Source organism: Martelella mangrovi (assembly GCF_040545495.1).
Taxonomy (GTDB): Bacteria; Pseudomonadota; Alphaproteobacteria; order Rhizobiales; family Rhizobiaceae; genus Martelella; species Martelella mangrovi.
The window spans coordinates 30,676-55,350 of record NZ_JBEPLY010000002.1; the positions used below are offsets into that span (position 1 = coordinate 30,676).

Consider the following 24,675-nt stretch of genomic DNA (forward strand, 5'->3'; position numbering starts at 1 on the left):
CGTTGTCATGTCAGTCATATGCCAGAACGATCTTGCCGATGTGATCGCCCGCTTCCATGTGCCGGTGCGCATCGGCAGCATCCTCGAAGGCAAAGACGCGATCGATCAGCGGCTTGACGCGTCCTTCTGCGATCAACGGCCAGACCTTGTCCAGAAGGTCGTCGCGAATGGCGCGTTTTTCATCTTCGGTGCGCGGCCGCATGGTCGATCCAGTCACCGTCAGGCGCTTGACCATGATCGGTGTCAGGTTGACGGCCTCGGCCTTCGGCCCGCTCAAGAACGCGATGATCGACAGGCACCCATCTCTGGCCAGCGCTGAAAGATTGCGCTGAAAATAGGCCGCCCCCACCATATCGAGGATGATGTCGACGCCCCGGCCATCGGTCGCCGTTTTGACCGCTTCGACGAAATCCTGCTGGTGGTAGTTGATGGCAACCGCTGCGCCGAGTTTCAGGCAGGCATCGCATTTCGCATCGGTGCCGGCGGTTGTGAAAACCCGGGCGCCGAAAGCATTGGCAAGCTGTATCGCCGTGGTGCCGATCCCGCTCGACCCGCCATGCACGAGAACATCCTGCCCCTCGTGAAGACCGGCCATCTGGAAAAGATTGGCCCACACCGTAAACAAGGTTTCGGGGATTGCGGCAGCGGCAACATCGTCCAGACCGTCGGGAACGGGCAGCACCTGTCCCGCCGGCACCGTGCAATATTCCGCATAGCCGCCGCCATTGACCAGCGCACAGACCCGCGCGCCGATTTCAAAACCGCTGACCTGATCGCCCATAGCGGCGATTGTCCCGGCAACTTCCAGCCCCAGCACCGCGCTGGCACCGGGCGGCGGCGGATAGGTGCCCTGCCGCTGGGCCACGTCCGGCCGGTTCACACCGGCCGCTGAAACGCGGATCAGCACTTCGTTCGGCCCCGGCGTCGGACGCGGTCCCGTGGCGACCGACATGACCTCCGGCCCACCGAAACCGCTGATCGTGATGTACCGCATCGAACCGTCTGAAGACATGAACCTCTTCCTTCGGTGTCCGTGACACCTGCATGGGCAGATCGCAAAGACCCGGCGCCGGCGATATCGGAAGACGTCAGCCGGTCCCGGGCCGTTCTTGTATATTTAGCCGTTGCTGCGCGGCTTCAGCGCCAGCGCAAAGATCACCAGTGAAACGCCGTAAACCAGGAAGTCGGCGGCGACGAACAGGCCCAGCAGCCAGAGGCTGTTCTGCGGAAAGTTCGAGGCGATCAGCACGGCTGCCAGAATGAGCACCAGGCCGGAGAAAATCATGAAGCCCCAGCCCTTGACCGGACGCATGGTCATGCCGAGGTAAAGACGGAAGCCACCGGCAACGGCCAGCGAGACACCGACGATGATGGTAAACAGGCTGGAGGCCAGCACGGGATTGCGCATCAGCATGATGCCGGCAAGGACATAGAGCAGCCCGGAAATCACCCAGAAGGCCACATGCCCCTTGCCGTGATTGTAGAAAAGCTGCGACAGGTGAACGACACCGGCAACAATCAGCATTGCGCCGAAGAACACCACCGACGCCACGGTTGCCACCACAAGATTGCCAAGCAGAATCAGGCTGAACAGGACAAGCAGCAGACCAAAGGCCATGACCCAGCCCCAGTTCCCCCTGACCTTGTCAATGTTCGGATTCGGCTCTCCTATAGTCGTCATGGTGAAATATCCCCTTCATCACCTTGAAAAATCGTCCAGACGATAGTGACGAAGGGCGATATAAGCAACTGTTCATCGCATCAGCCCGCATTTTCTGCTTCTGATTTCAATGCGCCTGATTGCGCACCGCGGGCCTGAGATAGATGACCCAGTAAGCGATCCCGACGAACAATCCGCCGCCGATGATATTGCCGATGGTCACGGGAATCATGTTGGCGACAATGAAATTGCGCCAGGTGAGATCGGCGAAATCGGCAATGTTCGCGCCCGAGGCTTCCCAGAATTCCGGCCCGGCGAGCGTCCTGGTCAGGATCGCCATCGGAATCTGGAACATGTTGGCGACAACATGCTCGAAGCCGGAGGCCACGAACATGGCAACCGGCAGGGTGATCGCCAGGATCTTGTCGGCCGCCGAACGACCGGCATAGGTCATCCATACGCCAAGGCAGACCAGCACATTGCACATGATGCCAAGCGCAACGGCCTGCAGGAAGGTGTGGTGCAGCTTGTGCTGGGCGATATGCATGTAATTGATGCCCAGAAGGCCGCTGTCGCCCTCATAATGACGCGCGGCCTGCATGATCATCACAAGCGTCATCGCACCGATGAAATTACCGATAAAGACCGTTGCCCAGTTGCGCGCGAGCGCGCCCCAGGTGATCTGGCCCGTCGCCTTGCCGACAATGGTCAAAACGGTGCTGGTGAAAAGATCGGCCCCGGTGAGCACGACCAGAATCAGGCCGAGGCTGAAGGCCAGGCCGCCGATGAACTTGTTCGCCCCCCAGCCGACATCGCCATTGCCGGTTGTCACGACGGTGTAGAATATGAACGCTATGCCGATGAAGGCGCCGGCCATCATCGCCGAAACGAGAAGCGAGACGGGATCCTTGTTGACCTTTGCAATACCTGCGGTTTCGGCCTTTTCGGCCATGACATGGGGCGGGAATGCATCGAAATTGAAATGCTGCATGCTCAGAAATCTCCGTCGGTAGACGCTTGGGAGGCGTGTGGCTGATACCTAGCAGCCCCCGCCGCCCGCGCGTTGATCTTGATCAGTTCGGCGCGCGCATCACAGCCAGCTACCCGGACGCATGCGAAGCTGCATAATGCGGGTTACAGGCGAATCATACGGGAAGGATCGTAAAATGCTGAAAATATGGGGCCGCGCGACGTCATCCAATGTTCAGGCCGTCATGTGGACCGTCGGCGAACTGGGCCTCGAATTCGAGCGTTACGATATCGGTCACAAATTCGGCGGCACGGACACGCCCGAATTCCTGGCCATGAATCCGAACGGCCTGATCCCCGTGCTGAAGGATGGCGAGGACGGAGAAGCGCTGTTTGAATCGGCTGCCATCTGCCGCTATCTTGCCGCCCGCTATGGCAGCGACGCCTTCTGGCCGGCCGATCCCGCGGCCCGCGCCCATGTCGACAAATGGGCGGAATGGGCCAAGTCCACCGCCGCTACCGCCTTTACCACGCCGATTTTCTGGCAGCTGGTGCGCACGCCCGAAAAGGACCGCGATCCGGCGGCCATCGATCGCGCGGTTGTCGCTTTCGACCGGCTTTTGGGAATGGCCGAGGCCGAGCTTGAAAAGCATGCCTTCCTCGCAGGCAATGATTTCACGCTGGCCGATATCATGTTCGCCCACGTGCTCTACCGCTATTATACGGTGGATACCGCTCGCCCGTCCCGACCTGCCGTTGAGGCCTATTATGCGGCAATGACCGAGCGGGACGCCTACCGCACCCATGTCATGGTATCCTATGCGGAGTTGCGTGCCTGATGACGGACACTTTTGAAAACGCTGCTGCCGGCAAAACTGGCCAAACCGTCCTCGTTGCCGGCGCGACGGGATATCTCGGACGACATCTGGTCACGGCCTTCCATAAGTCAGGCTACAAGGTGGTTGCCCTGGTCCGCGACCGAGCGCGTGCAAGGGATATGCTGCCGGAAGCAGACGAGCTTATCGAGGCGGAAGCGACAGCGCCTGCAAGTCTTTCGGGCATCATGAACGATGTCGATATCGTGATATCGGCCCTCGGCATTACCCGGCAGAAGGATGGCCTCACCTACCGCGATGTCGATTACGGCGCCAATTGCAACCTGCTTGAAGAAGCTGAACCGGCGGGCGTTTCCCGCTTTGCCTATGTGCATGTCTTCAACGGCGCTCAAATGGCGCCCAAAAGCGCGCTTGCCCGCGCCAAGCAGGATTTTGTCACACGGCTTGAACAAAGCCCCCTGCCCTCGACCGTCATTGCCCCGACCGGCTATTTCTCGGATATGGGCGACATCTTCAACATGGCCGCGCGCGGACGTGTCTACCTGTTCGGCAATGGCCGCCAGCGCGTCAACCCGATCGACGGTACCGATCTGGCTGCCGTTTCGGTCGATGCGGTGGAAAACGGAACGGCCTTCGTCGATGTCGGCGGCCCGGACATCCTCAGCTTCAACGACATCGGCACACTGGCCTTTACGGCCCTTGGCAGAAAGCCGCGGTTTCTGCACCTTCCCTTTTTTATTGCCGATGCCGCGCTGTTTATTCTGAAAAAATTTGCCGGTCCCGGCACCTGGGGACCTTTCGAATTTTTTCTGGCCGCCGCGCGCGAGGACATGATCGCCCCCTGTTTCGGCACAGCCCGGCTCGAGAGCCATTTCGGCACGCTTGCATCACAGCAAACGAAAGCGGAGCGATAAACGGAATTTGCGTCAATCGGCCTTGAAATCGGTGAAAGGCAAGAGGATAAGGAGGCAACCGCCCCGCTTCCTGTAATTTGATGCCGGACCCCGGACCGGGATATTTTTAAACACCAAAGAGTTTGCCGCGAAAGCCGAGCTATGCGCCCCTACTACAAGAACGTCAAAATGGTCCGCCGCACACGGGTGATGTGGGGATCATGGCGAATATGGCAGCCAAGGCTGGTGTTCTGGGTGGGCGCTCTCATGATCGGGGTGATCAGTGTGTTTTTCGCACGTGCCGCCGATTATGCCTACGAACTGTTTGAGGGCCTGCGGCACACGACCGCCTATTCTCCCTATCTGCCGCTTGTGCTGACACCGCTGGGTTTCATGCTGTGCTCCTATATGAGCACGCGGCTGTTTCCCAACTCGCAAGGTTCCGGCATTCCGCAGGCCATCGCCGCCCGGCATCTGCACAACACCGAAAGCCAGCATCGCCTGCTCAATCTGAAGGTGGCTGCCGGCAAGATCCTGATGACCATCATCGGGCTGTTCTGCGGCGCCTCGATCGGCCGTGAGGGCCCGACCGTGCAGGTTGGCGCCTCGATCATGATCCAGACTGCGCGCTGGGGAAAGATGATCCAGACCAAGGGGCTGATCGTTGCAGGCTCCGCAGCCGGCATCTCCGCGGCTTTCAACACGCCGCTTGCCGGGATCGTGTTCGCCATTGAGGAAATGAGTCGCGCCTACGAGTCGCGCGCCAACGGGCTGGTCGTATCCGCCATCATCCTCTCCGGCCTTGCCGCCATCGGGCTGGCCGGCAACTACACCTATTTCGGACAGGCCTCGGCCATTGCCGTGCGCCCCGAAGAATGGGTGGCCGTGTTCGTCTGCGGCATTGGCGGCGGACTTCTGGGGGCCCTGTTCTCGCTCTATTCGCTGAAAGCCGCCCGCCGCATCAAGCGCTGGGCGCAGCCTGCCCCGGTCAAGCGGATGGCGATTGTCGCCGGCGGCTGCGGCCTTGCCGTTGCGCTCATCGGTCTGGTCTTCGGCGGCGCCACCTTCGGCACCGGATACGAACAGGCCAGAACCGTCATCGAGGGCGGATCGATCAATCCCTTCTTCTTTCTCGGCAAGCTGTTGGCCACCTTCCTGTCGATGGCTTCGGGTATTCCCGGCGGTATTTTTGCGCCGTCGCTTTCCGTCGGCGCAACACTCGGCTCCACGGTTGCCCACGTGCTCGGCATCAGTATCGGGCTTGGCGCGATCCTCGGCATGGCCGGTTATTTTGCCGGCGTCGTGCAGTCGCCGATGACGGCTTTCGTGATCATTCTGGAAATGACGGACAATCACGACGGTATCATCACCCTGATGGCGACCTCCATGCTCGGCTATATCGCCTCGCGGATGATTTCGCGTGAGCCGCTCTATCACGGCCTGTCGCGCGCCTTCATCGCCGACAGCATCAAGTTCCAGCGCGCCCGCAACCGCGAGACGGCCGCCGGCGAGCGTAGTTCCGCCGAGGAAATGCGCGAGGAAACCCGTCGCTACAACGAGAAGGGTGCGATCTAGAGCCCTTCGGGGCAGCGCGTTCTAGCAATCAGGAGTTTTGCGCCAAGCTTTTGCAGGCCCTGTCGATAAATCAGCAAGCCGGTTCCTCGCGGCGTATCGCCGGTGCTGTGATACTGCACCAAACGGACATGAAGCGAGTTTGATGATGACGCTTTCCACGACGATAGACCTTGAGAAGACACTTGCCGGGCTGGATCTTGACGACCGGCTCCGGCTGATTGCCGAAACCGGCAGGCCCGCCGTGCTCACAACCAGTCTCGGTATCGAGGATCAGGTGCTGACCGCGGCGATTGCCATGGCCCGACTACCGATCAGGATCGTCACGCTCGACACGGGACGGCTGTTCGATGAAACCAGCCAGCTCATCGACGATACCGAGCAGCGTTTCAACATCACGATCGAGCGTTATACGCCGGACGCGCAGGCCGTTGCCGGCTACATTGTAGAATACGGTAAAAACGGTTTTTACGAGAGTGTCGAAGCCCGCCACGCCTGCTGTCATGTGCGCAAGCTGGAACCGCTGGCGCGCGCGCTTGACGGCATGTCCTACTGGGTGACCGGCCTGAGGCGCGGTCAATCCGGCAATCGTGCTTCAACGCCGTTTGCCGAAGACGATCCCGCGCGCCATCTCACCAAAATCAATCCCCTGGCCGACTGGAGCATTGAAGACGTTCGCGCCTTCGCCGAAGAGCACGATGTGCCCCTCAACCCGCTTCATGCCCGCGGTTACCCCTCAATCGGCTGTGAACCCTGCACCCGCGCCGTCAAGCCCGGGGAACCGGAACGCGCCGGTCGCTGGTGGTGGGAAAACGATGCAAAGCGCGAATGCGGCCTGCATGTCGCAGGCGCTGCCCGCTGAACGTATCACCGGAAAGAATTGTCTCAGAAGCGGCGGGTTGAATTGCCCTCGATAATATCGAAGGGCAGTTCGACGGCCGCATCCGGCCGTTCGCCCGCCACCAGATGGCGCATGATCAGATCGGCGGCCTTGAAGCCGATATCATAGAGCGGCACATATACCGACGTCAGCGGCGGCGCTTCCATTTCGGCCAGATCGACACCGTTATAACCGCAGATGCCAAATTCCTCGGGAATGCGGATACCCAACTGCTGGGCACCGAAATAAACCCCCATGGCCAGACTGTCATTATGGCAGAAAACAGCATCCACCTCAGGCATCCGCCTGCGCAAATTCTGGATCAGCTTGCTGCCCTGTTCCATCGGATTGCCGTTTTCCGCCTCGAACACATAAGCCGGATCATAGCGGCCAACCTTCAACAGCGCATCGCGATAACCCTCGAAGCGGCGGCGTGAGCGGATATCCTTGCCGCCGCCGAAAAGCGCGATCCGTTCATAGCCCTTTGCCAGAAGGTGTTCGACAGCCGCCGTGGCCGCAGCCCGGTTTCTGATGCCCACGCCCATGTCCAGCGGTTCGATACTGGTATCCATCATCTGGACGACGGGGAAACCGAGCTCGGCAATCAACGGCTTGTTGACGGGGAATTCGGCAACGCTTTCAAGAATGATGCCGGCCGGGTTCTGGGCCACGAAAAGCCGCAGCAGCTTGGCTTCCTCTGCCGCATCCAGGCCGATATTGGCAAACTGGGTGCTGACATCGCTGGTCAGAAAGCGGTCCTCGATGCCGCGTGCGGCGTGAAAGAAACCGTTCATGTCCATGATCGGCGCCAGCACGGCGACGATGCCGCTGTGGCGGCTGGCCAGCGCACGCGCTGCGAAGTTCGGCACATAGCCGATCTCTTCCACTACTTCCAGGATCGTCTCGCGCAGCTTGTCAGAGACCTTGTGCGGCTCGCGCAGGGCACGCGAAACCGTAATCGGGCTGACACCCGCCAGCCGTGCAACATCGCTCAACGTCGTCCGTGTTCTGGAACCGCCCCTCAGCCGAAAAGACAATTATTCAATCCCCTACTTCGCCTTCCGGCGTCTCTTGTGCCACACAGATTTCAGTTTAGCCACAATGCCCGACTTTCCAGATCAAGGCAAAATGCCATTTGTCAATTCTTCGCAAGCGCATCCCGTTTACGAGGTGGTCAACGCCTTCAGATCCGTCTGCGGGTCCGCAATCACGGCCGGTTTCGGATGAATGCCCGCGCCCAGCATCTTCTTGGCGCAAACATAAGCCCGCGCATCGTTGACGGCGTCGACGGCAAGCATCTCGTCGCCCTTGAAGTACCAGACAGACTTGCTGCCCTCCCGGGCGCCATCGCGCGTCACGACCCGGTCATAACCGCCATTATATCCGGCAATCTGCAGCTTGACGTCATACTGATCCGACCAGAACCACGGTTGCGCGACATATGGTTTGTCCGAACCTGCCAGTATCGCTGCAATGGCCTCGCCCTGATCCACGGCATTGGAGACCGATTCAAAACGGATGCGCTCGCCCCGATAGGGCTGCTCGACACAATCGCCGACAGCGAAAATATCCGGATCGGACGTGCGCCCGTAGGCATCGACGACAATCCCGTTGGCAACGGCAAGACCGGCATCCTTGGCCAATTGGTCGTTCGGCGTTACGCCGATCCCGACAACCACCATATCGACGTCGATAATATCGCCATCGGACAGAACGGCGCGACGCACATGGCCGTCCTCGCCCTCGAAATGGATCAGCCCGGTATTTTCGCGAATATCGACACCGTGGGACAGGTGGATGGCGCGCATGATTTCGGCCGTTTCGGCAGCCGCAACACGCTTCAGGATCCGGTCGGCCATTTCGATGACCGTCACATCGACATCGAATTTCCGGGCCACGGATGCCGCTTCCAGACCGATATAACCACCGCCGACCACCAGCAGCCTGCTGCCGGGCTTCATCGCACCGGCAAGCCGGTCGGCATCCTGCTTGTCACGCATGACGAAAATGCCGTCCAGATCGCCGCCGATGTGCCCGGGCAGGCGTCGCGGCGTTGCACCGGTCGCCAGCACAAGCGCGCCATAGGACACCGTCTGGCCGTCCTGCATCAAGACATCTCTCGTCTCGCGATTGATCCGCTCGACATAGCGTTCCATCCTCAGATCGACGTCATTGTCGGCATACCAGCTTTCGGAACGAAACAGCAGACGATCAAATGCCATTTCGCCGAGCAGGTATTTTTTCGAAAGCGGCGGACGCTGATAGGGCGGAACCGTTTCCGCCCCGATCAGAGTGATCGGTCGTTCAACCTTGAGTGCCCTCAGTTTGGCAGCAACGGCAAAGCCGCCCTGCCCGCCTCCGACAATGACAATCCGGTCCGACACGGAACGTCCTCTTTTGGTTTTCTTTTTCGATACAGGTCAATGGCTTACGTCGCCAATGCCCATCCGTCAATCACGCCGGACCATTGCGGCGGCGAAGATCACAGCAAAACGGCCCGGAGCAGTACTCTCCGGGCCGCAAGCATTTCACATCAAACCGTCAGGCGTCTTAGAGATTACCCTTGCGCTGCTGGACCATCATGAACTTGTCGAACGAGAATTCGGCAAGCTGCATCCACAGATAGGCGTCTTTCTTGAACTCCTGCTGGCTGTCATAGATGCGCTTGAACCAGGCATTTTCGGCAGAGATTTCGGCGAAGGTCTCCTGCGACACCTTGTAGCAGGCGTCGAGGATTTCCTGGTTAAACGGCTTCAGCTCAGCCCCGTCGGCCACCAGCTGACGCAGCGCCTTCGGGTTGCCGGCGTCATAACGGGCCAGTATGTCGAGGTTCACGGCATCGCAGGCATCCGTCAGAATCTGCTGGTAGCCGGCCGGGAGTTCGTTGAACTTGTCGAGATTGGAGAAGGCATGGATGGTCGGGCCGCCTTCCCACCAGGCCGGATAGTAATAATACTTGGCGACCTTGACGAGGCCGAGGCTCAAATCGTCATAGGGACCGACAAACTCCGTGGCATCGATCGTGCCGCGTTCCAGGGCGGAATAAACGTCACCGGCAGCGATCTGCTGCGGGGTCACGCCAAGCTTGGCCATGACCTGTCCGGCAAGGCCGGCAATGCGCATCTTCAGGCCCTTGAGGTCTTCCAGCGAGTTGATTTCCTTGGCAAACCAGCCGCCCATCTGCGCACCGGTATTGCCGGCCGGACGGCCCCAGACGCCCTTTTCAGCGAAGAATTCGTCAAACAAATCATTGCCGCCGCCCTGATAGAGCCACGCATTCTTCAGACGCGCATTCATGCCGAATGGCACGGCCGTTCCCAGACCGTAGGTCATGTCCTGGCCGATATAATAGTAGGACGGCGTGTGGCACATTTCGATCGTGCCGTCGCGCACGGCGTCCAGCACCTGCAGCGGCGGAACCAGTTCGCCACCGGCATAGACCTGGATGTCGAAATTGCCGTCGGTCGCCTCGCGGACGCGGTCAGCGATCCCGGTCGAGGCGGAATAGAGAATATCGAGAGACTGCGGAAAGGCGGACGAAAGGCGCCAGGTGAGCTTGGGGGTTTCCTGCGCGATGGCGGGCGCGGCGAGTGCAGCCGGAGCAAGGGCGCCGGCCGAAGCAACGCCTGCCTTTTTGAAGAATGTGCGGCGATCCATGGGTGTTTCCTGCTTCTTTGATATAGAACCGGCCCGGAACGGGCAAACGGGGTGTATTTCCGGAGGTCCGGGCGATCCGTACCGATGGGTACTATACGTTTTCACAATGGCTTGCAAGCCTGAAAGCCCGCCCCGCCGCTGCATTGCAGAAGCTGGTATTTCATACCCGGAAAGACGGTCGGGCGCGTGCGCAAAGGCACAGACCACGAAAACAATGTGACGGACGGAGCGGGCGGTGTTTCACCGTTGCAGATCCCGCGTCCGATCAACGAAAAAGCCGCATTTTTTTCCGGCCTGACGGCTTATCCTGTCTCAATCCGGCGGCAACCGATTGCGCGCATTTCGTACTGGCGGTGACAGTCCCGCCAGCCCCTCCCCAACATCAAAGATAATTTGCCCATCGGTACGTCATCTGTTATGACTGACCGGTCAGTCATAATTCGAAAGGCTCATACGTGCCCGCACAACCGCCGTCAAAGCGCAGATCCATTGCCCCCGAAGCCCGCCGAATTGCCATTCTGGAAGCCGCGCTGGCCACGTTTTCCGACAAGGGCTTCGCCAATGCCCGGATCGAGGACATCGCCCGGCGCGCGGGGATCGGCAAGGGCACGGTCTATCTCTACTTTCCGGACAAGGAGAGCCTGTTCAAATACCTGATCAGCGATGCGCTGCGCCCGCTTCTGATGGCCGCCCATTCAGCGCTTGAAGAAAGTGATATGCCCCCGCGAGAAACGCTGGCGGTCTTTTTTCATCTTCTGAAAACGGAAATCCTGGCCACCGAAAAGCGCAATCTGGTACAACTGATGGTGATGGAAATGCGGAATTTCCCCGACATCGCCGAATTCTACCACGAAAATATCATAACGCCCGGACTGGCCCTGATCACCCGGGTTCTGGAAAAGGCCGAAAGGCAGGGCGAACTGCGCTCTGCGCACGTGCTGAAAGCGCCGCAGGTGATCTTCGCGCCGGCACTGCTGTCGGTGATCTGGGAAGCGAATTTCACCCGGTATGGCGATCTCGATATCGATGCCGCATTCGATTTCTACCTGGACACCCTGTTCAAACCTGCCGATGGAGACATCCGATGAAGCGCCTTCTCCTCGCTGTCGTTATCCTCGCTGCTGCAGCGGCGGTCGGCTATTCCCTCTTTCGCCCGTCCGAGGATCACGGCTGGCTTGGCTGGGTCGAAGCGGACACACTTTATATCGGCGCCGCCAATACCGCGCGGCTGACGACGCTGACGGTGGCCGAGGGCGACACCGCCGCGCAGGGCCAGGTGCTGTTTTCGCTGGAAGCCGATGCCGAAAAGGCCGCCGTGGAGACAGCGAAGGCCAATCTGCAAAAGGCGAGAGCCGCACTCGCCCTTGCGAAAGCACCGCAGGACCGGCGCGAACAGCTGGAAGCGTTGCAGGCCTCACGCGAGGAAGCCAAGGCCGCGCTCGAATATGCCGACAAGTCATTGACACGCGCGCGCTCGCTGTTTCAGCAGCAAAGCGGCACAAAGGCCAATCTGGACAATGCCGTCAGCACCTATGAACAGGCAAAGGCCGCGCTCGACAAGATCGACGCGCAGATCGCCCTCGGCAAACTGCCGCAGCGCGACCAGCAGATAGATCAGGCGGAACAGGGCGTCGCTGCAGCGCAATCCGACCTTGCGTCCGCCGAGGCCACGCTGGCGCTCAAGACTGTTTCGGCACCCGAAGCCGGGCGCGTGGAAGACATCTATTACCGCACCGGCGAGGTGGTGCCTGCCGGACGCCCGGTTCTCGCACTCCTGCCGCCGGGAAACATCAAGATCGACTTCTTCGTGCCCGAGCGCGAACGCGCCTCACTGAAGGTTGGCGACCGTATCGGTTTCACCTGCGATGGCTGCGACCGGCAGGAAGCCACCGTCTTCTTCATCGCAAAGGATACCGAATACACCCCGCCGGAAATCTTCTCGCGCGAGGAACGCGCCAAGATGGTTTACCGCGCCGAGGCCCGGCCGACAGACCCCGCCGCCCTGCCCGTGGGTCTTCCGGTCAACGTTGAGAGCGAGCCGCGCTGATGGATACGCCGGAAAATGTCATATCGGTCGAGGGGCTGACCAAAAGTTTTGGCGGGCGCACCGTGGTCGATCACCTGACCATGAATGTCCGCAAGGGCACGATCCACGGTTTTCTCGGGCCGAACGGTTCGGGCAAGACCACAACCATCCGCATGCTGTGCGGCCTGCTGACGCCCGACAGCGGCTCCGGCACCTGCCTTGGCTACGACATCACCCGCGACGGCGAACGGTTGCGACGCCATGTCGGCTACATGACCCAGCGTTTCTCGCTCTATCAGGACCTCACCATCCGCGAAAACCTCGATTTTGTGGCGCGTATCCATGGCCTGAAAAACCCGCGCCAGAAAGTCTCCGACGCCATCGAACGGCTTGGCCTCGGCGGGCGGGAAAAACAGCTTGCTGGCAATCTCTCCGGCGGCTGGAAACAGCGGCTCGCGCTCGGCGCCTGCACGCTGCCCGATCCCGACCTGCTGCTGCTCGATGAGCCGACGGCCGGCGTCGACCCCAAGGCGCGACGCGAATTCTGGGCCGAAATCCATGCCCTGGCCGCTGACGGGCTCTCCGTTTTGGTCTCCACCCACTATATGGACGAGGCCGAACGCTGCCACGAGATCGCCTACATGGCCTATGGCAAGCTGATGGTGACCGGCACGGTCAAGGACGTGGTCGCCGCCTCGGGCCTTGAAAGCTACCTGATCACCGGTGCCCATGTTCACGATCTGCAGACCGAACTCGAACAGGCCGACGGCGTCGATCTGGTGGCCCCCTTCGGCTCTTCGCTCCATGTCTGCGGCCATGACAGGGCGGCGCTGGAACGTGCGGTTCAGCCCTATCGCGACCGCCCGGACACCCAGTGCCGGCCGACGGAGGCGACGCTGGAGGATGCCTTTATCTACATGATGAATTCATCGAAGGATAATTTCGATGACGACTGAAAGAACAAGCCGCTTTGCCGCACTCAGGCGTTTCTGGGCGATGACGGTCAAGGAATTCATCCAGATGACCCGTGACCGGCTGACCATGGGCATGATGATCATGCTGCCGATCATGCAATTGCTGCTGTTCGGCTTTGCCATCAACACCACGCCGCATCATCTGCCGACCGCCGTCATGCTGTCGGAAAGCACCGATGCCTCGCGGGCCATTCTGGCATCGCTCGAAAACACCGACTTTTTCAATATCACCGGGATCGTCACCAGCGACGCGGAAATGGACCGGGCGCTGGAATCAGGCGACGTGCTGTTCGTCGTGGAAATCCCGCCCGATTTCGAACGCGACCTCAGGCGCGGCCTCTCCCCGTCCCTTCTGGTCGCGGCCGATGCCACCGACCCGGTCGCCTCGTCGTCTGCGCTCGGCGCGCTTTCGGGTGTCGTCTCCTCCGCGCTTGCCGGCCTGCACGGCATCACTATCTCCGCCCCCCAGGAGCCGGCCTTCAACATCATCCAGCATCGCCACTACAACCCCGCCGGCAAATCAACGCTCAACATCGTACCCGGCCTTCTCGGCACGATCCTGACGATGACGCTGCTGATCTTCACGGCGCTTGCGGTGACCCGCGAAATCGAGCGCGGCACCATGGAAAACCTGCTGGCCATGCCGATCCGCCCGATCGAGATCATGATGGGCAAGATCATGCCCTATGTTTTCGTCGGCGCGTTTCAGGCCGCCCTGATCATCACGTCGGGCCTGTTCATCTTCGACGTGCCGATCCTCGGCGATCCATGGTCGCTGGCGCTTTTGACCCTGCTTTTCGTCGTCACCAATCTGTCGATCGGCTATACCTTCTCCACGGTGGCGAAGAACCAGCTTCAGGCCGTGCAGATGTCGATGATGTTCTTTCTGCCGAGCATTCTGCTTTCCGGCTTCATGTTCCCCTTCGACGGCATGCCGCGATGGGCGCAGTATATCGGCGAAATCCTGCCGCTGACCCACTACCTCAGAATCGTACGCGCCATCATGCTGAAAGGTGCCGATATCACCGCCCTCGGCTTCGACAGCGCCATGCTGGCGGCCATCGCCCTCGTCGCCATCGCCATCGCCGTCTCCCGCTTCAACAAGACGCTGGACTGACAATGCGCTAACCGAAACAGCGGAATAAAGACCGCGTTCAGCGGGAGACAGCCGAACGCAGCAATCCGTAACCGGCCGTAGCAAACAGCCCCGCCACAGCGCCTTCAATGGCGCGGCTGAAGCGCCGATAGCCGGCCATGACGCCGGAAAGCGAAAAGGCTAAGGCATAAAACATGTAATTCGCCAGCCCGATGAGCATGCAGACCAGCGTGGCAGTCATCATGTTATGGCCACCGCCCTCTGCCCCCACGGAAAGAACCGCCATCCAGGCCAGAACCGCCTTCGGGTTCGAGAGGTTGAGAAGCAGGCCGCGGCGAAACCAGTGGCCGCCGGTCCCCGCAAAGCGCTCCACCGCAACCTTGCCATGGACCGCCGTGCGCGCCGACTGAACGGCAAGGTAGAGCAGATAGGCGCCGCCGAGGATTTTCAACCCGGTCAGAAAATAGACGGAGCCCTGCAGCAACGCGCCCATGCCCGTTGCGGCAACGACGCCCCAAAACGAAAGCCCCACGGCAAGCCCAGTGCCGAACACCATCGCCACCCGTCGACCCGACCGCATCGCCAGCGTTGCCGTCGCGATATTCGCAGGCCCCGGCGACACCGCCACAATGAGAAAAGCGAGCGCGATGGGCAGAAGACTTGCAAGGTCGGTCATGAGATAGGCGTCCTCCAGAGCATTTCAGCGTCGAACACCGACCATAGGCCGGATATTCCGCTCCGACAAGACAGCTCTCATACGGCGCAGAACGCAAAAAAGCCGCCGGCACGAGGCCGGCGGCTTTTAATGTCAGAGCATATTCCGTGCGGGGCTTATTCGCCCGGCTGCGGCTCGTTTTCTTCGGTCATGGAAGACAGCATCGGCGTTGCCTCGTCTGCGCCGGAAGCCTTGCGGCGGGCGTCGATGATGAGGTCGTCGCGGGTCGTCGCGATGCGGCGAACCTGGCCCATCGCGCGTCCCGTACCGGCCGGGATCAGACGGCCGACGATGATGTTTTCCTTCAGGCCCTGCAGCGTGTCGACCTTGCCGGCAATCGCAGCTTCCGTGAGAACCTTGGTGGTCTCCTGGAAGGATGCAGCCGAGAAGAAGGACGGCGTCTGCAGCGAGGCCTTGGTGATGCCGAGCAGAACGGGCTCGCCTTCGGCAGGCCGCTTGCCCTGCGCTACCAGCTCCTCGTTCATATTGTCGAAGGCAATCGCTTCGACGATATCGCCGGTGATGTAGCCACTGTCGCCGGAGGCCGTGATCTCGATCTTCTGCAGCATCTGGCGAACGATCACCTCGATGTGCTTGTCGTTGATGACCACACCCTGCAGACGATAGACTTCCTGGATCTCGTTGACGAGGTAGGAAGCCAGCGCCTCGACACCCTTGATAGCAAGGATATCGTGCGGAGCCGGGTTACCGTCGAGAATATAGTCGCCCTTCTCGATGTAGTCGCCATCCTGCAGATGGAACGGCTTGGCCTTGGGAATGAGGTATTCCACCGGCTCGACACCATCCTCGGCAGGCTCGATCTGGATGCGGCGCTTGTTCTTGTAGTCGCGGCCGAAGCGGATCGTACCGTCGATCTCTGCGATCACGGCATGGTCCTTCGGACGGCGGGCTTCGAACAATTCGGCCACGCGCGGCAGACCACCGGTAATGTCCTTGGTCTTGGCGCTTTCCAGCGGCGAACGGGCCAGCACGTCACCCTGGCTGACCTTCTGGCCGGGCTCAACCGACAGAATGGCGTCAACCGAAAGCGGCAGGCGTGCGTCACCGCCACGCGGCAGCTTCATCACTTCACCGTTCTCGTCCTTGATGACGATGGACGGCTTCAGATCGGAACCACGCGGCGTCGAGCGCCAGTCGATGACCGAACGCTTGGTGAAGCCGGTGGCTTCATCCGTCGTTTCGGTAACCGAGAGACCTTCGACCAGATCCTCGAAGTCGACCGTACCGGCAACTTCCGTCATCATCGGGCGGGTATAGGGGTCCCACTCGGCGAGACGCTGGCCGCGCTTGACGGCATCGCCATCATCGACGAACAGCTTCGAACCATAGGCGACCTTCTGCGACGACCGCTCCTGGCCGCGCTGGTCGAGGATCTGCACCGCCATGTTGCGGCCCATTGCCACCAGAACGCCATCGGAGTTCCTCAGAACGTTGCGGTTCTTGATGCGAACCGTACCGTCATAGGAGGATTCCAGGAACGACTGGTCAACCACATTTGCCGTACCGCCAAGGTGGAAGGTACGCATGGTCAGCTGGGTGCCGGGCTCACCGATCGACTGCGCGGCGATAACGCCGACAGCTTCACCGATGTTGACCGGAGTACCGCGTGCAAGGTCACGGCCGTAGCAGACCTGGCAGACGCCCGTCTGGACTTCGCAGGTCAGCGCCGAACGGATCTGAACAGACTGGATACCCGATGCCTCGATCTTGGCGACGTCGGCCTCGTTGATCTGACGGCCGGCCTCGACGATGAGTTCGCCGGTTGACGGATCCTCGATATCGACAAGTGCCGCACGGCCCAGAACACGCTGACCGATGGAGGCAACCACCTGACCGGCATCGACGATCGCCGTCATGGTCAGGCCCTTGTCCGTGCCGCAATCGGCGGTGTTGACAATGCAGTCCTGTGCGACATCGACCAGACGACGGGTCAGGTAACCCGAGTTCGCCGTCTTCAGCGCGGTATCGGCAAGACCCTTACGGGCACCATGCGACGAGTTGAAGTACTCGTTCACGGTCAGGCCTTCCTTGAAGTTCGAAACGATCGGCGTTTCGATGATTTCGCCGGAAGGCTTGGCCATCAGGCCGCGCATGCCGCCAAGCTGACGCATCTGGTTCACCGAACCACGCGCACCGGAATGGCTCATCATGTAGATCGAGTTCATCTGCTTCTGACGACCGGTCTCCGGATCGAATTCGACAGCCTTAATGCGGGCCATCATCTCTTCGGTAACCTTTTCCGTCGCCTTGCCCCAGGCGTCGACAACCTTGTTGTACTTCTCGCCCTGGGTGATGAGACCGTCATTATACTGCTGCTCGTATTCCTTCACCAGCGCTTCCGTCTCGGCGACGATCGTGTGCTTGGCATCCGGAATGACCATGTCGTCCTTGCCGAAGGAAATACCGGCACGGCAGGCATGACCGAAGCCAAGGCTCATGATCCGGTCGCAGAAAATGACCGTGTCCTTCTGGCCGCAATGACGGTAGACCGTGTCGATCATCTTGGAGATGTTCTTCTTGGTCATTTCCTGGTTGCAGGTCTCGAACGGCACATTCGAGTTCTTGGGCAGAAGCTCACCGATGATCATGCGGCCGGGCGTGGTTTCGTAGATCTTCGAAACCTCGTTGCCATCCTCGTCAACGGTCTTGAAGCGACCCTTGATCTTGGAGTGCAGCGTGACGACCTTGTTTTCGAGCGCATGGTGCAGTTCGCCCATATCGGCAAAGGCCATGCCTTCGCCCGGCTCGTTCTGGTTCATGATCGAGAGGTAGTAGAGACCGAGAACCATGTCCTGCGACGGCACGATGATCGGCAGACCATTGGCCGGATGCAGAATGTTGTTGGTCGACATCATCAGCACGCGGGCTTCCAGCTGCGCTTCCAGCGACAGCGGAATATGAACGGCCATCTGGTCACCGTCGAAGTCGGCGTTAAACGCCGTGCAGACAAGCGGATGCAGCTGGATCGCCTTGCCTTCAACCAGCGTCGGCTCGAACGCCTGGATACCCAGACGGTGCAGCGTCGGCGCACGGTTCAAGAGCACCGGATGCTCGCGGATAACCTCGTCGAGGATATCCCAGACTTCCGGACGTTCCTTTTCAACCAGCTTCTTGGCCTGCTTGACCGTCGAGGAATACCCCTTGGCGTCAAGACGGGCGTAGATGAACGGCTTGAACAGTTCGAGCGCCATCTTCTTCGGCAGGCCGCACTGGTGCAGCTTCAGCTCCGGACCGGTCACGATGACCGAACGACCGGAATAATCGACGCGCTTGCCGAGCAGGTTCTGACGGAACCGGCCCTGCTTGCCCTTGAGCATATCGGAGATCGACTTCAACGGACGCTTGTTGGCGCCGGTGATGACGCGACCGCGACGACCGTTGTCGAACAACGCATCAACCGATTCCTGAAGCATGCGCTTCTCGTTACGGATGATGATGCCCGGCGCGCGCAGCTCGATAAGCCGCTTCAGACGGTTGTTACGGTTGATCACACGACGGTAGAGATCGTTGAGGTCGGACGTCGCGAAACGGCCGCCATCGAGCGGCACCAGCGGTCTGAGGTCCGGCGGGATCACCGGAACGACCTTCATGATCATCCACTCGGGCCGATTGCCCGACTCAAGAAAGTTCTCGACGATCTTGAGACGCTTCATCAGCTTCTTCTGCTTCAGTTCCGACGTGGTGTCGGCAAGCTCTGCGCGCAGGTCGCCCGCGATCTTTTCCAGATCCATGCCGGCGAGCATCTCATAGATCGCTTCAGCACCGATATTGGCCGAGAACTGATCTTCGCCGAACTCGTCGACGGCCAGCATGTATTCCTCTTCCGAAAGGAGCTGATTCTCCTTCAGATCGGTCAGGCCGGGCTCGGTGACGATATAGTTCTCGAAATAGAGAACGCGCTCGACATCCTTCAGCGTCATGTCGAGCAATGTCGAAATGCGGCTCGGCAGCGATTTCAAAAACCAGATATGGGCAACGGGCGCAGCCAGTTCGATATGGCCCATGCGCTCGCGGCGAACACGCGACAGCGTCACTTCAACGCCGCACTTTTCGCAGATAATGCCCTTGTATTTCATGCGCTTGTACTTGCCGCACAGGCACTCATAGTCCTTCATCGGACCGAAAATACGCGAGCAGAACAGACCGTCACGTTCGGGCTTGAACGTACGGTAGTTGATGGTTTCCGGCTTCTTGATTTCGCCATAAGACCAGGAAAGGATCTTTTCCGGGCTGGCGATCGAGATCCGGATCGAATCGAAGACCTGCGCCGGCGCCTGCGGATTGAAAAGATTCATGACCTCTTGGTTCATGCCTGTCTCCTTGACTGGGCGGCATCGCCCTTGCTGACAGATAAATCCGGCCAAACCCCGATGCCGGTTCTCTGTCTTTTAAAACGGTTCTAGCCGCGAAATGCGGCAAAAATGACACTACATGCTTACCAACCGGCATGCCGTGTCGATGGTGCGCCCGGCATATTGCACGCGGGCGCACCGTCTTTTGCTGTTATTCCGCAGCGTCCGGCAGTTCATCGGCCTCTTCGTCACCGGGCTCATCGGCACGGTTTTCGAGTTCGACGGAAAGCCCCAGCGAGCGCATTTCCTTGACGAGAACGTTGAATGATTCCGGAATACCGGCCTCAAACGTATCATCACCGCGAACAATGGCTTCATAGACCTTGGTACGACCGGCAACGTCATCCGACTTCACGGTCAGCATTTCCTGCAGCGTGTAGGCGGCGCCGTAAGCTTCCAGAGCCCAGACCTCCATTTCGCCGAAGCGCTGACCACCGAACTGCGCCTTACCACCAAGCGGCTGCTGGGTGACGAGCGAGTACGGACCGATCGAACGGGCATGGATCTTGTCGTCAACCAGATGGTTGAGCTTGATCATGTACATGTAGCCCACGGTGACCTGGCGGTCGAAGGGCTCGCCCGTACGGCCATCGTAAAGCGTCGACTGACCCGACGGATTGTAACCCGCCCAGGACAGCATCTCGGAGACGTCGCCCTCATGTGCACCGTCGAAGACCGGCGTGGCGATCGAAACGCCGCGCTTGGCTTCATCGGCAAGGCGCACCAGGCTTTCGTCATCGAAATTCGAGACTTCGTCCCGCGCTTCCGATGCATAGACCTTGGTCAGCGTTTCCTTCAGCGGCGCGATGTCGTTGGTCTCCTGATACTCTTCGAGCATCTGGCCGATCCGCTTGCCCATGCCGGCACAACCCCACGCAAGATGCGTTTCCAGGATCTGACCGACATTCATGCGGCTGGGCACGCCAAGCGGGTTCAGCACGACATCGACATGGGTTCCGTCTTCCAGGAACGGCATGTCTTCGGCAGGCAGGATACGGGAAACCACACCCTTGTTGCCGTGACGGCCGGCCATCTTGTCGCCGGGCTGGATCTTGCGCTTCACAGCCACAAAGACCTTGACCATCTTCATCACGCCCGGAGGCATTTCGTCGCCGCGCTGGACCTTTTCGACCTTGTCCATGAAACGCTGTTCAAGGCGGTTCTTGGATTCGTCGTACTGGCCACGGAGCGCTTCGAGTTCGGCCTGGGCTTCCTCGTCCTCAACGGCAAACATCCACCACTGCGAACGCGGATAAGCCTCGATCACATCGTCGGAGAGCTTGACACCCTTCTTGAAGCCTTTGGGGCCGGCAATCGAGGTGTGGTCGCGCAGCATGTCTGCAAGACGGGCGTAGACGTTGCGGTCCAGAATGGCCTGCTCGTCGTCGCGGTCCTTGGCGAGACGTTCGATTTCCTCGCGCTCGATCGCCATGGCACGTTCGTCCTTTTCGACGCCGTGGCGGTTGAACACGCGGACTTCGACGATCGTGCCGAAAGTGCCGGGCGGCATGCGCATCGAGGTGTCGCGAACGTCGGAGGCCTTTTCACCGAAGATGGCGCGCAGAAGCTTTTCTTCCGGCGTCATCGGGCTTTCGCCCTTCGGCGTGATCTTGCCGACGAGGATATCGCCCGGATGCACTTCCGCACCGATGTAGACGATACCGGCTTCATCGAGGTTCTTCAGCGCTTCTTCCGAAACGTTCGGAATGTCGCGGGTGATTTCTTCCGGACCGAGCTTGGTGTCACGGGCCATGACCTCGAATTCTTCCAGATGGATCGAGGTGAAGACGTCATCCGAAACGATCCGCTCGGAAAGCAGGATCGAGTCCTCGTAGTTGTAGCCGTTCCAGGGCATGAACGCGACGAGCGCGTTGCGGCCGAGCGCCAGATCGCCAAGGTCGGTCGACGGACCGTCGGCAATGATGTCGCCCTTGTTCAAAACGTCACCGACGCGGACCAGCGGACGCTGGTTGACGCAGGTGTTCTGGTTGGAACGCTGGAACTTCATCAGCCGGTAGATATCGACGCCGGACTTGGAGGCATCGAGGTCTTCCGTAGCGCGGATAACGATACGGGTCGCATCCACCTGGTCAACCACACCGCCACGCTTTGCAGCAATCGCAGCACCGGAGTCACGGGCAACCACCGGCTCCATGCCGGTTCCCACGAACGGCGCTTCGGCGCGCAGAAGCGGCACCGCCTGACGCTGCATGTTCGAGCCCATCAGAGCGCGGTTGGCGTCATCGTTTTCCAGGAACGGAATGAGAGCCGCTGCAACCGAAACCAGCTGCTTCGGCGACACGTCCATCAGGTTGATGTTTTCCCGCGGGGCCAGCATAACCTCACCGGCATGACGGCAGACGACGAATTCTTCCGAGAAGGAACCGTCATCATTCATCACCGAGTTGGCCTGGGCGATGTAATACTTCGCCTCTTCCATGGCCGACAGATAGATGACCTCGTCGGTCAGCTTGCCGTCCTCGGAAATCTTGCGATACGGGCTTTCGATGAAGCCGTACTTGTTGACGCGCGCAAAGGTCGCCAGCGAGTTGATCAGACCGATGTTCGGGCCTTCCGGCGTCTCGATCGGGCAGATACGGCCGTAATGGGTCGGATGCACGTCGCGGACTTCAAAGCCGGCGCGTTCGCGCGTCAGACCACCCGGGCCAAGAGCCGAAAGACGACGCTTGTGGGTGATTTCCGAAAGCGGGTTGATCTGGTCCATGAACTGCGACAGCTGCGAGGAACCGAAGAACTCGCGCACGGCGGCAGCCGCCGGCTTGGCGTTGATCAGGTCCTGCGGCATCACGGTGTCGATCTCGATCGAGGACATGCGTTCCTTGATCGCGCGCTCCATGCGCAGAAGGCCCAGACGATACTGGTTTTCCATCAGCTCACCGACCGAGCGGACGCGGCGGTTGCCAAGGTTGTCGATATCGTCGATTTCGCCCTTGCCGTCCCTGAGGTCCACGAGCTGCTTGACCACGGCAAGGATGTCTTCCTTGCGCAGCACGCGCATCGTGTCCGGCGCATCAAGGTCAAGGCGCATGTTCATCTTGACGCGACCGACGGCCGACAGGTCGTAACGTTCGGCATCGAAGAACAGCGAATTGAACATCGCCTCGGCCGATTCCATGGTCGGCGGCTCACCCGGGCGCATCACACGATAGATATCGAACAGCGCGTCCTGACGGTTCTCGTTCTTGTCGGCCACAAGCGTATTGCGGATATACGCACCGACATTGACGTGGTCGATGTTGAGGATACCCAGTTCATCGATGCCCTGCTCGATGATGCCGGCCAGGTTCTTCTCGTCAAGCTCTTCACCGGCTTCGAGATAGATCTCGCCGGTTTCCATGTTGACGATGTCTTCGGCGAGGAAGGTGCCGTAAAGCTCTTCATCGGTGACCTTGAGCGCCTTCAGACCGCCTTCGGCAAGCTTCTTGAGCATGCGCGGCGTCAGCTTCTTGCCGGCCTGGACAACAACTTCACCGCTTTCGGCGTCGATCAGGTCGCTCACGACCTTCTGGCCGCGCAGACGCTCCGGCGAGAACGGCACTTTCCAGCCGTCGCCGTCACGCTCGTAAAGCGCCTTTTCGTAGAAGGTTTCGAGGATTTCCTCGGTATCCATGCCAAGCGCCATCAGAAGCGACGTCGCCGGGATCTTGCGGCGGCGGTCGATACGGGCGTGGACGATGTCCTTGGCGTCGAATTCGATATCAAGCCAGGAACCGCGATAGGGGATCACACGGGCTGCAAACAGCAGCTTGCCGGAGGAATGGCTCTTGCCCTTGTCGTGGTCGAAGAAAACGCCCGGCGAACGGTGCATCTGCGAAACGATGACGCGCTCTGTGCCGTTGACGATGAAGGTCGCGTTGTTGGTCATCAGCGGCATGTCGCCCATGTAGACCGACTGCTCCTTGATGTCCTTGATCGACTTCGCGCCGGTATCCTCGTCGATATCGAACACGATCAGGCGCAGCTTCACCTTCAGCGGCGCGGCGTAGGTCAGGTCGCGCTGCCGGCATTCCTCGACGTCGAACTTCGGCTGTTCGAACTCATAGGATACGAACTCGAGCATCGATGCGCCCGAGAAATCAGTCATGGGAAAGACGGACTTGAAGACCGCCTGAAGCCCCTCGTCCGGGCGACCGCCCTCGGGCTCTTCCACCATCAGGAACTGGTCGTATGATGCTTTCTGAACCTCGATCAGGTTCGGCATCTCCGCCACTTCCGGAATTTTTCCGAAAAACTTGCGTACGCGCCTGCGACCATTAAAGGAAAGGGTCTGAGCCATCGTCGCTCCTTGTCAATCTGCATCCGGGCCTGCAACAGACGGTTACCGATGGCCAGTCGGCTCCGTCATCATCGAGAGCCATTTCCAATACCGCCGGAAAGGCTCGATCTCCTGAATTTATCGACTATCCGAGCGCGGGACCGGTTAAGGCGGCGCTGCCCGTCGAAAGGGTCTTATTGAGAACCCATTACCCAAAGGCCCGAAAAGGGACTTTGGGTAATGGTTTCAGATCAGTTTTTTAAGCCCTGCGGGCAGGCGGTTGCCCGCCCGCAGAACCTTGAACAAGAAAAGCTTACTTGAGCTCAACCTTGGCGCCAGCTGCTTCCAGCTTGCCCTTGAGTTCTTCAGCTTCGTCCTTGGAAACGGCTTCCTTGATCGGCTTCGGAGCGCTTTCAACGAGCTCCTTGGCTTCCTTGAGGCCGAGACCGGTGATGCCGCGGACTTCCTTGATGACGCCGATCTTGTTGGAGCCGGCTTCAGCCAGAACAACGTCGAATTCGGTCTTTTCTTCAGCAGCGGCAGCAGCTTCACCGGCACCACCGGCAGCAGCAACAGCAACCGGAGCAGCGGCGGAAACGCCCCACTTCTCTTCGAGCATCTTGGACAGTTCAGCGGCTTCGAGAACCGTCAGTTCAGAGAGTTCGTCTACGATTTTGGCGAGATCAGCCATGTCAGTCTTCCTTAAGTGTTTGGTTCGAACTGGGTCGAAATTTCATAAACAGCGAAA

The 24,675-nt window shown here is 59.9% G+C and carries 18 protein-coding genes; 8 read left to right on the forward strand and 10 right to left on the reverse strand.

Annotation, left to right across the window (positions count from 1 at the left end; translation table 11 throughout):
• Positions 1–10: 10 nt before the first annotated feature.
• The 3 genes from ABID12_RS02555 to focA all read right to left on the reverse strand — a co-directional run bounded on the left by ABID12_RS02555 (position 11) and on the right by focA (position 2,651).
• Positions 11–1,012: an NAD(P)H-quinone oxidoreductase gene (locus ABID12_RS02555; RefSeq protein WP_354432984.1), complete on the reverse strand. Its 1,002-nt coding sequence runs from the start codon at positions 1,010–1,012 to the stop codon at positions 11–13.
• A 105-nt stretch (positions 1,013–1,117) separates the two neighbouring features.
• Positions 1,118–1,681, reverse strand: a complete 564-nt coding sequence (locus ABID12_RS02560; protein WP_354432985.1) for an HdeD family acid-resistance protein — start codon at positions 1,679–1,681, stop codon at positions 1,118–1,120.
• Between the two features lie 106 nt (positions 1,682–1,787).
• Complete coding sequence (gene focA / locus ABID12_RS02565) at positions 1,788–2,651, reverse strand: formate transporter FocA (RefSeq protein WP_354432986.1); 864 nt, start codon at positions 2,649–2,651, stop codon at positions 1,788–1,790.
• Positions 2,652–2,826: 175 nt separating this feature from the next.
• On the opposite strand from focA, the gene ABID12_RS02570 reads away from it, so the two are divergent.
• The 4 genes from ABID12_RS02570 to ABID12_RS02585 all read left to right on the forward strand — a co-directional run bounded on the left by ABID12_RS02570 (position 2,827) and on the right by ABID12_RS02585 (position 6,792).
• Positions 2,827–3,468 carry a glutathione S-transferase family protein gene (locus ABID12_RS02570; RefSeq protein ID WP_354432987.1) on the forward strand — a complete coding sequence of 214 codons (642 nt, stop codon included), beginning with the start codon at positions 2,827–2,829 and terminating at the stop codon, positions 3,466–3,468.
• Complete coding sequence (locus ABID12_RS02575; protein ID WP_354432988.1) at positions 3,468–4,379, forward strand: SDR family oxidoreductase; 912 nt, start codon at positions 3,468–3,470, stop codon at positions 4,377–4,379. Before ABID12_RS02570 ends, ABID12_RS02575 begins: the two co-directional genes overlap by 1 nt.
• A 141-nt stretch (positions 4,380–4,520) precedes the next feature.
• Positions 4,521–5,933, forward strand: coding sequence for a chloride channel protein (locus ABID12_RS02580; protein WP_354432989.1), 1,413 nt, complete (start codon positions 4,521–4,523; stop codon positions 5,931–5,933).
• A 145-nt stretch (positions 5,934–6,078) separates the two neighbouring features.
• Positions 6,079–6,792, forward strand: coding sequence for a phosphoadenylyl-sulfate reductase (locus tag ABID12_RS02585; protein WP_354433285.1), 714 nt, complete (start codon positions 6,079–6,081; stop codon positions 6,790–6,792).
• Positions 6,793–6,815: 23 nt separating this feature from the next.
• Here ABID12_RS02585 and ABID12_RS02590 read toward each other — a convergent pair whose 3' ends face one another.
• From ABID12_RS02590 to ABID12_RS02600, 3 genes are all read right to left on the reverse strand, one after another.
• On the reverse strand, positions 6,816–7,805 hold the full coding sequence (locus tag ABID12_RS02590; protein ID WP_181190643.1) for a LacI family DNA-binding transcriptional regulator: 990 nt from the start codon (positions 7,803–7,805) through the stop codon (positions 6,816–6,818).
• Positions 7,806–7,973: 168 nt separating this feature from the next.
• Entirely contained in the window at positions 7,974–9,194 is a 1,221-nt protein-coding gene (locus ABID12_RS02595; protein ID WP_354432990.1) for an NAD(P)/FAD-dependent oxidoreductase, read from the reverse strand.
• Between the two features lie 166 nt (positions 9,195–9,360).
• Positions 9,361–10,467 (reverse strand): TRAP transporter substrate-binding protein, encoded by a 1,107-nt coding sequence (locus ABID12_RS02600; RefSeq protein ID WP_106301755.1) that lies wholly within the window; start codon positions 10,465–10,467, stop codon positions 9,361–9,363.
• A 455-nt stretch (positions 10,468–10,922) separates the two neighbouring features.
• Between ABID12_RS02600 and ABID12_RS02605 the strand changes: the two genes are divergently transcribed.
• Genes ABID12_RS02605 through ABID12_RS02620 form a run of 4 tightly spaced genes read left to right on the forward strand, consistent with a single transcriptional unit; the run spans position 10,923 to position 14,584 of the window.
• Positions 10,923–11,555: a TetR/AcrR family transcriptional regulator gene (locus ABID12_RS02605; protein WP_354432991.1), complete on the forward strand. Its 633-nt coding sequence runs from the start codon at positions 10,923–10,925 to the stop codon at positions 11,553–11,555.
• Positions 11,552–12,514 carry an HlyD family secretion protein gene (locus tag ABID12_RS02610; RefSeq protein WP_354432992.1) on the forward strand — a complete coding sequence of 321 codons (963 nt, stop codon included), beginning with the start codon at positions 11,552–11,554 and terminating at the stop codon, positions 12,512–12,514. The genes ABID12_RS02605 and ABID12_RS02610 overlap by 4 nt, the downstream gene beginning before the upstream one ends.
• The gene (locus ABID12_RS02615; protein WP_354432993.1) at positions 12,514–13,449 is read left to right on the forward strand and encodes an ABC transporter ATP-binding protein; all 936 of its coding nucleotides are present in this window, start codon (positions 12,514–12,516) and stop codon (positions 13,447–13,449) included. The genes ABID12_RS02610 and ABID12_RS02615 overlap by 1 nt, the downstream gene beginning before the upstream one ends.
• Positions 13,439–14,584, forward strand: a complete 1,146-nt coding sequence (locus ABID12_RS02620) for an ABC transporter permease (protein WP_354432994.1) — start codon at positions 13,439–13,441, stop codon at positions 14,582–14,584. The genes ABID12_RS02615 and ABID12_RS02620 overlap by 11 nt, the downstream gene beginning before the upstream one ends.
• A 37-nt stretch (positions 14,585–14,621) precedes the next feature.
• On the opposite strand, the gene ABID12_RS02625 is transcribed toward ABID12_RS02620, so the two are convergent.
• From ABID12_RS02625 to rplL, 4 genes are all read right to left on the reverse strand, one after another.
• Positions 14,622–15,239: a LysE family translocator gene (locus tag ABID12_RS02625; protein WP_354432995.1), complete on the reverse strand. Its 618-nt coding sequence runs from the start codon at positions 15,237–15,239 to the stop codon at positions 14,622–14,624.
• A 155-nt stretch (positions 15,240–15,394) separates the two neighbouring features.
• Positions 15,395–19,609, reverse strand: coding sequence for a DNA-directed RNA polymerase subunit beta' (gene rpoC / locus ABID12_RS02630; RefSeq protein ID WP_106301778.1), 4,215 nt, complete (start codon positions 19,607–19,609; stop codon positions 15,395–15,397).
• A gap of 193 nt (positions 19,610–19,802) precedes the next feature.
• On the reverse strand, positions 19,803–23,948 hold the full coding sequence (gene rpoB / locus ABID12_RS02635; RefSeq protein ID WP_106301781.1) for a DNA-directed RNA polymerase subunit beta: 4,146 nt from the start codon (positions 23,946–23,948) through the stop codon (positions 19,803–19,805).
• A gap of 292 nt (positions 23,949–24,240) precedes the next feature.
• Positions 24,241–24,618 carry a 50S ribosomal protein L7/L12 gene (gene rplL / locus ABID12_RS02640; protein WP_106301784.1) on the reverse strand — a complete coding sequence of 126 codons (378 nt, stop codon included), beginning with the start codon at positions 24,616–24,618 and terminating at the stop codon, positions 24,241–24,243.
• Positions 24,619–24,675: the final 57 nt, after the last annotated feature.